The sequence below is a fragment of the Parabacteroides gordonii MS-1 = DSM 23371 genome (genome assembly GCF_000969825.1).
GTDB classification, from domain to species: domain Bacteria; phylum Bacteroidota; class Bacteroidia; order Bacteroidales; family Tannerellaceae; genus Parabacteroides; species Parabacteroides gordonii.
Genome location: NZ_KQ033919.1, coordinates 3,953,298 through 3,967,710 on the forward strand (window position 1 = coordinate 3,953,298; position 14,413 = coordinate 3,967,710).

Consider the following 14,413-nt stretch of genomic DNA (forward strand, 5'->3'; position numbering starts at 1 on the left):
GTCGAAGTATGAAAAGATTATATAGAACATTCAAATTTACAGCAATTGCTTTATTGGCGATCTCTTTGAGCAATTGTACGGGGGAGTTGACTACCAATTCATCGACGGATGTGGATGAATCAACCATCCTCTCCAGTACGACGGGATTGAACATGTCGTTGACTGGTACTTATAAATATTTATTGTTGGGTGAATCCGGAGCAGGTAGTCAGAACGATGCATGTTATGCCGGTGTTACCGGGCTTTGCATGGGATATGACCTTCTGGGGGCAGATATCTTAAGTACAAAGAATTACGGTGGTTCGGTGGAAGATCACTATCGTTTCAGCGAAGGTCGTACACAGTCAGCCGGTGACTATGCAAAACGTATCTGGACGAATATGTATAAAATCATCAACCAGGTAAATATCATTATCGATGCACTCCCCGAAGCAACAGGAACTGAGGCGGAGAAAGCAGAATTGAAGGGGCAGTGCTTGGCTATGCGTGGTATTGCTTATTTCAACTTGCTTCTGAACTATCAGCAGACCTATGCCATTGCCAAAGATAAACGCGGTGTTATTCTTCGCCTTTCTTCCGAAGATCCGGACTCTATGCCTTTCTCAACAGTGGAACAGGGCTATCAACAGGTGGTTAAAGACCTGAAAGAAGCAGAATCTCTGTTGGCTTCTTTCGACCGTATCGAAGAGTGGCGCCTGAATGCAGAAGTTGCAACAGGCTATCTGGCTCGTGTATATCAGGTGATGGGAGATTGGAATAATGCATTGACGGAAGCTAAGAAGGTGTATGACAACCATTCTTCATTGATGACTAAAGCGGAATGGTGCAGTGGTTTTGATAATTTGATTACAGACGGATGCAAGGAAGTTATCTGGGGTATTAAGTTTACAAACCTGTCTAATATCAGCTCTAATACAGAGTTCAACTACTGGTATAACCAGGATCCTAGTTATGGTGAAGGTATGACGGATGGCCCTATTTATAATTTCATCAACTTATTCGTAGACTCCAAATATGTACAATTGTTTGACGAAACAGATTTCCGTGGTAGCAAATGTACGAAAACGGAAGGTGTGACGGATGCCGATGAAAAGCCTGTAATGTTCTGGCACCGTACTGCTAACGGTAATGAAGAAACAAGGGCTAAATGGGCATATAACAAATTCAAATATTATGGTGATGCCAATGGTTCTCCTCAGGGACATTCCTATCCTGAATTCTGCTATATGCGTAGTGCTGAAATGTTGCTGATCATGGCGGAAGCTGAAGCTAACCTGAATAACGTAGGAGCTGCTTTATCTCATCTGAATACTTTGCAGAATGCCCGTGAAGTAGCCAAACCTACTACTGCTACCGGTAAAGATGAACTTCTGGAAGCTATTTATGTAGAGCGCCGTAAAGAATTGTTGGGTGAAGGTGTAACTGGTATGTACGACTTGATGCGTTTGCAGAAACCGCTTTATCGCTATGCTGCAACCAACGAAGATCCGGCAGGTCATTTCTCTTTAGGATTGAATTTCCTGGATAACTATAACCCGACCGACAAAGCTCCTTATGGTTATCTTCCATCCAACGACTACCGCTTCTTGTATCAGATCCCGCAGTTGGAATTCACACAAAATACAGAGATCAGTGAATCGGAACAGAATCCGTTTAAAGGAAACTAACTTGTTGGTAAAATAAGTAAAGTAATAAGGCATGTCTGTAAAGGCATGCCTTTTTTCTTGTAAAGAAGCAATGAACTGAATATCTTTGTAGTATTCAAATCATTAATAACTTAAAATAATACCATGAATAAGATCAACCTTTTCTTTCTCTTTTGTCTGTTGACTACTCTCCCTCTCTTTGCCCAGGAAGACATCAAGATCACCCATGCCCCGTATCTGCAAAACCTGGGTGAGAATGAAGTAACAATCGTCTGGACGGTTAATAAACCATCGGTCGGATGGGTGGAACTGGCACCGGACGACGGAACACATTTCTATCGGACGGAACGCCCCAAAGTGTTTAATGCGAAGAACGGAATAAAGCTGACTTCTACGGTTCATAGTGTCCATGTGAAAGGACTGGAGCCCGGAACGCGTTACCGCTATCGTGTATATTCGCAGGAAGTGTTGAGCCATGTAGGTTGGAAGGTTATTTATGGAAATGTGGCCGCTACCGATGTGTACGGCCAGAAGCCGCTGGTTTTTAAGACAAGCGACCATGCAATGCAAACGGTGAACTTTGCTATGGTAAACGACATACATGGTAAGAGCGATATGTTGGAGAAATTGGTTTCACATTGTGACCTGAAAGCGACCGACCTGTTTCTGTTCAACGGAGATATGGTGTCTATCTTCAATAGCGAGAAAGAGATATTCGACGGATTTATGAGTAAGGCGACAGAACTTTTTGCTTCGGAACTGCCGATGTATTATACCCGTGGAAACCATGAAACACGCGGATCGTTTGCCACCTCTTTTCAGGATTATTTCTCTCCGGGACAAGAGCATATTTATTATATGTTCCGTCAGGGGCCGGTTTGTTTCGTCATATTGGATAGTGGAGAAGATAAACCGGATACCGATCTCGAATATGCCGGTATAACCGTGTATGACCAGTATCGCACGGAGCAGGCAGAATGGTTGAAGAAGGTGCTGGAAAGTAAGGAATACAAAGAAGCCCCGTTCAAAGTCGTGGTATGCCATATGCCCCCGTTCGGTGGTTGGCATGGAGAACTGGAAGTGGCAGAGAAATTTATCCCGCTGTTAAATAATGCCGATGTGGATGTGATGCTTTGCGGACACTTGCACCGGTATATGAGGAATGAACCGAAAGACGGCGTGAAGTTCCCTGTCATTGTAAATTCCAATAATACACTGTTGAAAGCCGAAGTTATGAATAATAAACTGAGCATAAAGATACTCGACCAGGACGGCAAGGAGATGGATAAGCTGATTATAAATAAGTAATAACGTATCTATCCAGTCTCTAAACCTACTTTTGTGTAATGATTTATAGGTTACATTCTATCTTCTCTTTCATTTTATAAGAAAATAGGTGTAAAAAATATCGTTTTATATTTGGTGGTTTAGAAAAAGGCTGTATCTTTGCAGCGTTAAATAAGAAAAGACAATGAAACAGAACATAGCAAATAGTCTCATTATTTCTCTAAACATTATTCTACTCTGGGAACGGGATAGGAAGTGAGACTGTACGTGCTTTTCTGATGCATGAAGATATAAAAGAGCCTTTCTCACTTCCTTGTGAGAAGGGCTTTTTTTATGGATACAAACAAGAGTATAAACAAATTTAAGAGTATAAGATTATGTCAGACAGATTATTTATTTTCGACACCACATTGAGAGATGGTGAACAAGTGCCGGGGTGCCAGTTGAACAGTATTGAAAAGATCCAGGTTGCCAGAGCACTCGAAGAACTGGGAGTGGATGTGATTGAAGCAGGGTTTCCGGTATCCAGCCCGGGCGACTTCAACAGTGTGGTTGAAATATCGAAAGCCGTTACATGGCCTACTATCTGTGCCTTGACCCGCGCTGTCGAGAAAGATATCGATGTGGCAGCCGAAGCGTTGAAGTTCGCGAAACGAGGACGTATCCATACAGGTATAGGTACTTCCGATTACCATATCCGTCATAAATTCAACTCCAATCAGGATGAAATCCTGGAACGTGCTATCGCTGCAACCAAATATGCCAAACGATATGTGGAAGATATTGAATTTTATTGCGAAGATGCCGGACGTACGGACAATGCTTATCTGGCCCGTGTCGTTGAGGCGGTGATCAAAGCCGGTGCAACAGTGGTGAATATCCCGGATACGACCGGATACTGTCTGCCTGACGAATATGGCGCGAAGATCAAATACCTGATGGAGCATGTGGATGGTATTCATAATGCAATCATCTCTACCCACTGTCATAACGACCTGGGTATGGCAACGGCCAATACCGTACAGGGGGTGCTGAACGGTGCCCGCCAGGTGGAAGTAACGATCAATGGTATCGGCGAACGTGCCGGTAATACTTCTCTGGAAGAAGTGGCGATGATCTTCCGCAGCCATAAGGAGCGTGAAATTGAAACCAATATCAATACAACCAAGATCTATGGTATCAGCCGCACTGTTTCCAGCTTGATGAACATGCCGGTTCAGCCGAACAAAGCGATCGTCGGACGTAACGCCTTTGCCCATTCTTCAGGTATCCACCAGGACGGTGTATTGAAAAACCGTGAGAGCTACGAGATTATCGATCCGAAAGACGTTGGTATCGACGATAGTGCCATCGTATTGACTGCCCGTAGCGGACGTGCCGCCCTGAAACATCGTTTGAGCGTTTTAGGTGTGGAACTGAGCCAGGAAAAACTGGATAAGGTATATCAGGAATTCCTGAAGCTGGCCGACCGTAAGAAAGATATCAACGACGACGACGTGTTGATGCTGGCCGGAAAAGACCGCACGGCTATGCACCGTATCAAACTGGATTACTTGCAGGTGACATCGGGCGTTGGCTTACAGTCGGTTGCCAGTGTTTGTCTGGATATTGCCGGAGAGAAATTTCAGGCTGCCGCTGCCGGCAACGGTCCTGTCGATGCAGCCATTAAAGCTGTTAAATCCATTATTCACCGTACGATGACCATCCAGGAGTTCCTCATCCAGGCTATTAATAAAGGTAGCGACGATATGGGTAAGGTACATATGCAGGTGGAATATGACGGAAACAACTACTACGGTTTTGCCGCCAACACCGATATCATCGCTGCTTCGGTTGAAGCCTTCATCGATGCAATCAATAAGTTCGTAAAATAACATAATACATAATTAGCAATGAGCAAGACATTATTTGAAAAGATTTGGGAGAAACATGTGGTGGATACACTGCCCGACGGAACGATCCAGTTTTACATCGACCGTCTGTTCTGCCATGAGGTGACCAGTCCGCAAGCTTTTGCCGGATTACGTGCCCGTGGCCTGAAACCCTTCCGTCCGGAGCAGATCACTTGTATGCCGGATCATAACATTCCGACATTGAACCAGGAAAAACCGATCGAAGATCCGGTATCAAAAAACCAGGTAGATACGTTGGAGCAGAATGCCAAGGATTTCAACCTGACTTATTACGGTCTGCAACATCCGAAGAACGGTATCATCCATGTGGTAGGGCCGGAAACCGGTCTGACTCAGCCGGGTATGACGATCGTTTGCGGTGACTCTCATACTTCTACCCACGGTGCAATGGGCGCAATCGCCTTCGGTATCGGTACCAGCGAGGTAGAAATGACACTGGCTACCCAATGTATTATGCAGCGCAAACCGAAAACGATGCGCATCACCATCGACGGTAAACGTAAGCCGGGCGTAACGGCTAAAGACTTCGCCCTTTATATCATCAGTAAGATGACAACGGGCGGTGCTACCGGTTACTTTGTGGAATATGCCGGTGAAGCTATCCGCAACACCACGATGGAAGAACGCCTTACCATCTGTAACCTTTCGATTGAAATGGGTGCCCGTGGCGGTATGATCGCCCCCGACCAGGTTACTTTCGATTACCTGAAAGACCGTGAGTTTTCTCCCCGTGCCGAAGCCTGGGAAAAGAAACTGGCTGAATGGCGCGAGTTGTATAGTGATCCCGATGCTAAGTTCGACAAAGAGATCGTTTTTCATGCCGAAGATATCGACCCGATGGTTACCTACGGAACCAATCCGGGAATGGGAATGGGTATCCGCGAAAGCATCCCCGCTATGGAGAGCGTAGACGAAGCAGGACGTATCTCATATAAAAAATCTCTTGACTACATGGGCTTCACTGCCGGCGAACCGATCATGGGTAAGAAGATCGACTATGTTTTCCTGGGAAGTTGTACGAACGGACGTATCGAAGACTTCCGTGCTTTCGCTTCATTGGTGAAAGGAAAGAAGAAGGCCGACGATGTGGTCGTATGGCTGGTTCCGGGAAGCTGGCAAGTTGAACGCCAGATCCGTGCCGAGGGTATCGATCAGGTATTGACGGAAGCCGGTTTTGAATTGCGTCAGCCGGGTTGCTCGGCTTGCCTGGCTATGAACGATGATAAGGTTCCGGCCGGTAAATATGCCGTGTCTACCTCAAACCGCAACTTCGAAGGTCGCCAGGGACCGGGCGCACGTACTATTCTGGCAGGCCCGCTGGTAGCAGCGGCAGCAGCAGTAACAGGTAAGATTACCGATCCCCGTGAGTTGATGTAATTTGCCTTACCGGGCAAAGGTGTTTTGCCTGATGTAGCAAATAGAAATAGTAAACAAATAAGATAAATCAAATGAAAGAGAAATTCAATATAGTAACATCCACCTGTGTCCCTCTTCCGCTGGAAAATGTAGACACAGACCAGATCATCCCGGCCCGCTTCCTGAAAGCCACCACACGCGAAGGCTTCGGCGATAATCTTTTCCGCGACTGGCGTTATGACAAGGCCGGTAACCCTAATCCCAACTTTGTGCTGAATCAGGATACCTATAAAGGTCAGATCCTGGTAGCCGGAAAGAACTTCGGTAGCGGTTCCAGCCGCGAGCATGCTGCCTGGGCGATCGCCGGATATGGCTTCCGGGTGGTGGTCAGCAGCTTCTTTGCCGATATCTTCAAGAACAATTCGATGAACAACGGCCTTGTTCCGGTTGTTGTTTCTCCTGAGTTTCTGGCAGAGATATTCGCATCTGTCGAGGCTGATCCGAAAGCGACGCTGACAATCGACCTGCCTGCGCAAACGATCACCAACAATGCAACAGGCAAAAGCGAATCCTTTGACATCAACGCATATAAGAAAGACTGTCTGGTAAACGGTCTGGACGATATCGATTACCTGCTGGCTAATAAGTCGAAAATAGAATCGTACGAAGCAAACAGAAAGTAAGATGGTAGAAATAATGGATACAACCCTTCGGGACGGGGAACAAACATCTGGTGTCTCTTTTGCGGCTCACGAAAAGCTCAATATCGCGCAAGTGTTGTTGAACGATCTGGGAGTAAACCGCGTGGAGATTGCCTCTGCCCGCGTATCGGACGGAGAGTTCGAAGCCGTGAAGCGCGTGGCGGCCTGGGCCGAACGTACCGGAAATCTGCATAAGCTCGAAGTATTGGGCTTTGTGGATGGCGACGCCTCGCTCAACTGGATCGAATCGGCCGGTTGCCGCGTGGTAAACCTTCTCTGTAAAGGTTCGTATAAACACGTGACCGAACAACTCCGCAAATTGCCTGAACAGCATATTGCAGATATCCGTTCTGTTGTATCGCTGGCTACCGAAAAAGGTATTGAGGTTAATGTTTACCTGGAAGACTGGTCGAACGGGATCAAAAACTCCCCCGATTATGTATTCCAACTGATCGATGCGTTGAAAGACCTGCCGATCCGCCGTTTCATGCTGCCTGATACACTGGGTATCCTGAACCCGGGCAATACGTACGAGTTCTGTAAGCAGATGCTCGACCGTTATCCCGACCTGCATTTCGATTTCCATGCCCATAACGATTATGACCTGGCAGTTGCCAATGTCTACTCGGCTGTCAGGGCCGGGGTACATGGTGTGCATACCACGATCAACGGGTTGGGCGAACGGGCAGGGAATGCCCCGCTCAGCAGTGTGATCGCAGTAATCAAAGACCATCTGAACGGTCAGACCAGTGTGCGGGAGGAAAAGATCAATGCAGCTAGCCGGCTGGTCGAAACCTATTCAGGCATCCATATCGCCCCGAACCGTCCGATCATCGGCGAACATGTCTTTACGCAATGTGCCGGGGTGCACGCCGATGGCGACAGCAAGAACAATCTGTATTGCAACGACCTGATTCCCGAACGTTTCGGACGCGTCCGCGAGTATGCGCTCGGCAAGACGTCCGGTAAAGCGAATATCCGCATGAACCTGGAGTCGCTGGGTATCGATGTCGACGACGACTCTATGCGTAAGATTACCGAGCGTATCATCGAGCTGGGCGACAAGAAAGAAATGGTGACGACCGAAGACCTGCCATATATCATCAGTGATGTTCTTCACCATGATACAATGACTGATCAACGCATCCGTATATTAAATTATTCCTTATCTTTGGCGCAGGGACTGAGGCCGGTAGCAACCATCAAGATAGAGATCGACGGTGAAGCTTACCAGGAATCGGCTTGCGGCGACGGACAGTACGACGCGTTTGTCCGTGCCCTTCGTAAGATCTATTCCGACCTGGGACGTCCCTTCCCGATGCTGACCAACTATTCCGTTTCCATTCCCCCGGGCGGTCGTACCGATGCCTTTGTGCAGACGATCATCAGCTGGAATTATGCCGGAGTGGATTTCAAAACCCGCGGTCTTGATGCCGACCAGACAGAAGCTGCCATCAAGGCAACGCTGAAGATGCTGAATAAGATTGAACAATAATTATAGGAGGTATTAGTTATGAACAAGAAATTGACCATTGCGCTGGTAGCGCACGACAATCGTAAGGCAGACATGGTAGAATGGGCAGTGCACAATGCAGAGTTCCTTTCCCATCATCACTTGGTATGTACCGGTACAACCGGAGGACTTATACGCAATGCCTTTGACGAGAAAGGCGTTGGCGCTGAAGTAACTTGTATGCATTCCGGGCCGTTGGGCGGGGATGCCGAAATTGCAGCAATGGTAGTACGCAAGGAGGTGGATCTGGCGATCTTCCTGATCGACGACCTGAATCCGCAGCCGCACGAAGCCGACATCCAGATGTTGCTTCGCCAGTGCCGTGTTCATAACGTGCCTATTGCTTGTAACCGTTACAGTGCCGACCTGATGATTACGAGCACCCTGTGGGACGACGACAATTATGTCCCCACCGAGCCCAAATATGTGCTATTTAAAAGAGACTAAAATAACAAACTGAAATGAAATTGAACATCGCAGTCCTTCCCGGCGACGGTATCGGTCCCGAGATTGTAGAACAAGGCATGAAAGCCGTTAAAGCCGTATGTGAAAAATATGGTCACGAACTAAGTTATAAACACGCTCTGGTAGGAGCCGTAGCTATCGATGAAACAGGTAACCCGTATCCGGACGAAACACACGAACTCTGTATGCAGAGCGATGCTGTTTATTTCGGTGCGATCGGCTCTCCGAAATACGATAATAACCCGTCAGCCAAGGTACGTCCTGAACAGGGATTGCTGGGAATGCGTAAGAAACTGGGACTTTTTGCGAATATCCGCCCGGTAACTACTTTCCCGTCGTTGCTGCATAAGTCGCCGCTCCGTGCCGAACTGATCGAAGGTGCGGACTTCATGTGTATCCGTGAGCTGACAGGTGGTATGTATTTCGGTCGTCCGCAGGGTAGAAGCGAAGATGGCAACACGGCTTACGATACTTGTGTTTATACCCGCGAGGAGATCGAACGTATCGTTCGCCTGGCTTACCAGTATGCACAGAAACGCCGTAAGAAAGTAACGGTTGTCGACAAGGCGAACGTACTGGCTACTTCCCGTCTGTGGCGCCAGGTGGCTCAGGAGATCGAAAAGGAATATCCGGATGTGGAAACCGAGTACATGTTTGTGGATAATGCCGCTATGCGTCTGGTTCAATGGCCGAAGAGCTTTGATGTGATGGTAACGGAGAATATGTTCGGTGATATCTTGACGGATGAAGCCTCTGTAATAACCGGTTCACTCGGTATGTTGCCTTCCGCTTCTATCGGTGTGCATACTTCGGTATTCGAGCCGATCCACGGATCTTACCCGCAGGCTGCCGGTAAGAACATTGCCAACCCGCTGGCAACGATCCTGAGTGCCGCCCTGATGTTCGAATATGCTTTCAATCTGATGGAAGAAGGCGCTCTGATCCGCGAAGCAGTTGCCGCCTCTATGGATGCAAACATCGTAACGGAAGATATCGCAGAAAACGGCAAGGCTTACAAGACCAGCGAAGTAGGGGATTGGATTGCTGAATATATTGCAAAGAAATAGCACTATAGTATCAAGTATACCAGCACTATAGTATCAAGGTAGTTAGCACAGTAGTGCTACATACCCTGGCACTATAGTGCTATTTTTGTATCCAACCTGTTTATTTCGTCATCTTCATCAGTTCATCGATAACCGTCTGGTCGTATCCCATTTCGAGGGCTTTCTGGAAGTCGGCGGCGGCGGAAGTCTTTTCGTATTGAGCCAGTTTTACTTTACCTCTTAATACATATAACGAAGCACTCGGAGTACTTTCAGTGAAAACCTTGTTGATATCCGCCATGGCGCGGGCATTCTTTCCCATCATGAAATAAACGTCTGCACGGCCTTCATACAAGAGCCAGTCGCGGGGCATCTGGCTGATCAGGTAATTGAATATCTTTTCGCTCTCGTCATAATTGCCACGCATCTTTTCGAGAATGGCGTGTCCCAGGCGGGCACGTACCGATTTCTCGTTGATCTCCATGATCTTGTCGAAATCCTGTTCGGCCCAGATATAATTCTTCTTTTGTATGTAGATCAATCCACGGCAATAGAGCGCCTCTTCGTTTGTCGGTTCTTCGATCAGAAGGGCGTTATAGTCGTTCAAAGCCTTTTCCGTTTCGCCCATTTCGGAATATAGCGAAGCACGGTTTTCGAGAATTGTCGGGTTGTTGGGGCGTCCGCTTAGAGCGGCCGTGTATGAAAGTAAAGCTTCTTCCAACTTTCCCTGCCGGCGCTGGATACTTCCCAGGTTGGTGAGCAAGGCATAGTTCATCGGGTTGCCCGGCTCTTTGCGCATGGCCGAACGCAGGCTTTCTTCTGCAGATACCAGGTCTTTTTTGTCCAGAAAATCGTAACTCTTTTCTATAAATTCTTCGTATGACTGGGCATAACTGCCGGTTGCCATCAGGAGGAAGAGAATGAATATCGGAAGTAGTCTCATACTGTTGTATTTATCTGTTATTTGGAATGTCCGGCAAAGCTACTCAAATATATTGTTCGGTGGACGGATTAAAAAAACTTTATACCTTTGCCACATTTTATAAGACTTTTCAGGGTAAAGGTTGTTATATGAGTAAAAGTGTTTAATTAAAAATGATAGATTTATGATATTATTAGATGTGTTGGCGTCCAATCCGAGATTGGAAGGGTTTATCAATTCCCTGATAGAGCAGGGCAGTCATTTGGGGTGGACAATCATTAAAGCGGTAATTGTATTTGTAGTAGGACGGTTTATTATCCGGATGATAAATAAACTTGTCCGCCGTATCTTAACCAAGCGCGATTTCGATCCGTCGGTAAAGACATTCGTAGGAAGCCTGGTCAATGTGACCTTGATGGTGCTGTTGATCATTTCGGTGGTCGGTGCGCTGGGGGTACAAACCACTTCGTTCGCTGCGCTGCTGGCTTCTGCCGGTGTCGCCATCGGTATGGCACTCAGCGGAAACCTGTCGAACTTCGCAGGCGGGCTGATCATATTACTTTTCAAGCCTTATAAAGTGGGCGATTATATCGAGTCGCAAGGCGTAGGAGGAACCGTAAGGGAAATACAGATCTTCCATACGATCCTGCTGACTGCGGACAATAAAAATATCTTTATCCCGAACGGCTCGTTGAGTAGCGGCGTCGTTACCAATATCGGCAATGAACCTACCCGCCGTGTGGAATGGACGTTCGGCGTAGAATACGGCAGCGATTTCGACCATGTTAAAAGCGTGATTGAAAACGTGCTGGCAAAAGAATCACGTGTATTGGATAACCCCGCACCTTTTATCGCTTTGAGCGCATTGGCTGATAGCAGCGTGAATGTCGTTGTCCGTGTCTGGGTGAAGAGTTCCGATTACTGGGGCGTGTATTTCGATACCAACAAGGCTATTTATGAGACATTCAATGCGGAAAGCATCGGTTTCCCGTTCCCGCAACTGACGGTGCATCAGGTAAAAAACTGATTTTGTCCTCGAAATAAATCTTTTTGTTCAATAACCATCGGGGTTTGTTTGGCGGCTAATAATACGTTAAATAGTTGAACAAAAAGATTTATCTTTGTCTAGCAAATTGTGAAAATAAATAACTATAGAACGTTTTTAAGGTAAAAATATTAAGAACTTTATTTTATTACTTTAGTATTAATTTATTGATTATGAAAAGATGAAAAAGGCTCGCCATTGTGGACGAGCCTTTTTTCTTATGGTGTTTATGAGTTCAGGCGGTCTACCGTCTTGACCCCTTTGACGGCCTTTATTTTTTTGACCAGCATATTCAGCGAGTTGGTATCCCTTACCAGCACGGCAAAGTTCCCTTGGAAGATACCGTCTACCGAGTCGATATTCAGCGAACGGAGTGTGACGCTGCTTTCCTTTCCTATCACGGAGGTGATATTGGTAACGATCGTAATATCATCCCGTCCCACCACACGCAGCGTGACGATATAGCCATTGTCCCCCTTTCCGCTCCATTTGGCACGGATGATACGGTAACCGAAACGGCTGAACATCTCCTGCGCATTCGGGCAATCCAGACGGTGTATCTTGATACCTTGCGTGGAAACAAACCCGAAAACGTCGTCCCCATAGATCGGGTTACAGCATTTGGCCAACTTGTATTCTATACCCGTCAGGTTCTTGTCGATCACAAGCACATCCTTGTTGGTGGATATCTCTTCCACTTCGGTAGTCTTGATATACTCTTCCGCACTGCGGACTTCCGAACGGTCGTTTGCTTCGGTCTCCTTCCGAACATACTCCTGGTATTCGTCAATCACGTTATTGGCATCCAGGCGCTCCTCTGCTATTTCGATGTAGAAATCGGTGACGGTCTTGAAACCTTTCTTCTTGATGTAGCGCATCAGGTAAGGCTCGTCCATCTCGATCTTCCGGTTCTTGAAACGGCGTTGCAACATCTCCTTGGCAAAGTCGACCGCCTTGGCCGTCTCTTCGCGCAAAGCCTGTTTGATTTTCACGCGGGCTTTGGAGGTAACGACGATATTTAGCCAGTCACGTTTCGGCGATTGCGTAGGGGAGGTGACGATCGAAACCGTATCCCCGTTATGCAGTACATATTTAATAGGTACATTCTTTTCGTTTACTTTGGCCGAAACGCATTTGCTTCCCAGCTTCGAGTGGATGGCAAAGGCAAAGTCGAGCACGGTAGCCCCTTTGGCCAGTTTGATCAGTTCGCCGGTAGGAGTGAAGACATATATCTCGTCTTTGTAGAGATCCATCTTGAAATCCTGCATCAGATCCAACGGATTATTCTCCTTCTCTTCCAGGGCGGCACGTACGGTGTTGAGGAACTCATCCAAGCCGCTTTCCTCTTTCACACCCTTGTATTTCCAATGGGCGGCTAGGCCACGCTCGGCGATCTCGTCCATGCGGCGGGTACGTATCTGTACTTCCACCCATTTATTCTGCGGCCCCATCACCGTGATATGAAGGCTTTCGTATCCATTCGTTTTCGGGATGGAGATCCAGTCTTTCATGCGGTTAGGGTTGGGCTGGTACATATCGGTAATGATCGAATACACCTGCCAGCATTCTGAACGCTCTTTTTCCAGCGGCGTATCCAGTACGACACGGATTGCAAACAAGTCGTATATCCCTTCAAATTCGATCTTCTGCTTTTTCAGCTTATTATTAATGGAATGGATCGACTTGGTACGCCCTTTTATGTCGAACTGCAAACCGAGCTCCTGCAACTTCTTCTTGATAGGCGCAATAAACTCGGCAATATAGATGTCGCGCGAACGCTTTGTTTCATTCAACTTCTTTTTGATGAAATCATATTGCTTACGGTCGGTATACTTTAGCGACAAATCTTCCAGTTCGCTCTTGATTTTATAAAGTCCCAGGCGGTGAGCCAACGGGGCGTACAGGTACGACGCTTCGGTAGCCAGCCGCAGCCGGTCGTCGTCCTTCAACTGCTTGCCCAGGCGCATCAGGCAAAGACGGTCGGCAATCATAATCAGGATCACCCGCACATCTTCGGCAAACGAGAAAAGCAGGTGATGGAAGTTCTCGGAATTGACGGCCGTATTGCGTGCATACAGGTCGGCCGTCTTCAGCAATCGCCGGATGATGAGCGTCACGTCGGCATCGAAAGTCTTTTCGACCTCCTCGCAGGTAATGATCTTTTTCAGTACGGGACGATAGAGCAGGAGCGCGATCACGGAAGTCCGTTTCAGACCGATCTCCGTGGTTGCGATCAGGGCGGTATTTATATTTCGTATCAAGCCGTTGATGCCGTTCTTGTCTCTCCCGTAACAGTCGAGTGCGACAACACGCTGCATCAGCTCTTTCATTTTCCGTATATCTTCTTTTTGCAAGAAAGAATAAAGACTACGTAATAATTGTCTGTATTTCGAGAAGAAATCTTTTCTCTCCTCGTTAGTAAAGAACGGTTGTATATCCATAGTTGCGTCTCTTTTTTTACTGCCCATTTGAGGACAGGCCGTAAAACATACTGTAAAAGTATCTTTTTTCTCCGAATA

General features: G+C 47.1%; 11 protein-coding genes. 9 read left to right on the forward strand and 2 right to left on the reverse strand.

Features of this window, described 5'->3' with window-relative positions; translation table 11 throughout:
• Positions 1–8 precede the first annotated feature (8 nt).
• From HMPREF1536_RS14960 to leuB, 8 genes are all read left to right on the forward strand, one after another.
• Positions 9–1,667 (forward strand): RagB/SusD family nutrient uptake outer membrane protein, encoded by a 1,659-nt coding sequence (locus HMPREF1536_RS14960; RefSeq protein WP_028726087.1) that lies wholly within the window; start codon positions 9–11, stop codon positions 1,665–1,667.
• Positions 1,668–1,790: 123 nt separating this feature from the next.
• A complete protein-coding gene (locus HMPREF1536_RS14965) occupies positions 1,791–2,954 on the forward strand; it encodes a purple acid phosphatase family protein (RefSeq protein WP_028726086.1) in 1,164 nt (387 codons plus the stop codon).
• Positions 2,955–3,310: 356 nt separating this feature from the next.
• On the forward strand, positions 3,311–4,807 hold the full coding sequence (locus HMPREF1536_RS14970; RefSeq protein WP_028726085.1) for a 2-isopropylmalate synthase: 1,497 nt from the start codon (positions 3,311–3,313) through the stop codon (positions 4,805–4,807).
• 18 nt (positions 4,808–4,825) lie between these two features.
• Complete coding sequence (gene leuC, locus HMPREF1536_RS14975) at positions 4,826–6,223, forward strand: 3-isopropylmalate dehydratase large subunit (RefSeq protein ID WP_028726084.1); 1,398 nt, start codon at positions 4,826–4,828, stop codon at positions 6,221–6,223.
• A 71-nt stretch (positions 6,224–6,294) separates the two neighbouring features.
• Positions 6,295–6,885 (forward strand): 3-isopropylmalate dehydratase small subunit, encoded by a 591-nt coding sequence (leuD, locus tag HMPREF1536_RS14980; protein ID WP_028726083.1) that lies wholly within the window; start codon positions 6,295–6,297, stop codon positions 6,883–6,885.
• Position 6,886: 1 nt separating this feature from the next.
• Complete coding sequence (locus tag HMPREF1536_RS14985; RefSeq protein ID WP_028726082.1) at positions 6,887–8,398, forward strand: alpha-isopropylmalate synthase regulatory domain-containing protein; 1,512 nt, start codon at positions 6,887–6,889, stop codon at positions 8,396–8,398.
• An 18-nt stretch (positions 8,399–8,416) separates the two neighbouring features.
• A complete protein-coding gene (locus HMPREF1536_RS14990) occupies positions 8,417–8,863 on the forward strand; it encodes a methylglyoxal synthase (protein WP_028726081.1) in 447 nt (148 codons plus the stop codon).
• Between the two features lie 14 nt (positions 8,864–8,877).
• A complete protein-coding gene (gene leuB / locus HMPREF1536_RS14995; RefSeq protein WP_028726080.1) occupies positions 8,878–9,948 on the forward strand; it encodes a 3-isopropylmalate dehydrogenase in 1,071 nt (356 codons plus the stop codon).
• A 100-nt stretch (positions 9,949–10,048) separates the two neighbouring features.
• Here leuB and HMPREF1536_RS15000 read toward each other — a convergent pair whose 3' ends face one another.
• Complete coding sequence (locus HMPREF1536_RS15000; protein ID WP_028726079.1) at positions 10,049–10,870, reverse strand: tetratricopeptide repeat protein; 822 nt, start codon at positions 10,868–10,870, stop codon at positions 10,049–10,051.
• A 163-nt stretch (positions 10,871–11,033) separates the two neighbouring features.
• Here HMPREF1536_RS15000 and HMPREF1536_RS15005 point away from each other — a divergent pair, with 163 nt between their 5' ends.
• Positions 11,034–11,876, forward strand: a complete 843-nt coding sequence (locus tag HMPREF1536_RS15005) for a mechanosensitive ion channel family protein (RefSeq protein WP_028726078.1) — start codon at positions 11,034–11,036, stop codon at positions 11,874–11,876.
• 245 nt (positions 11,877–12,121) lie between these two features.
• Here HMPREF1536_RS15005 and HMPREF1536_RS15010 read toward each other — a convergent pair whose 3' ends face one another.
• Entirely contained in the window at positions 12,122–14,335 is a 2,214-nt protein-coding gene (locus HMPREF1536_RS15010; protein WP_028726077.1) for a RelA/SpoT family protein, read from the reverse strand.
• Between the last annotated feature and the right edge of the window lie 78 nt (positions 14,336–14,413).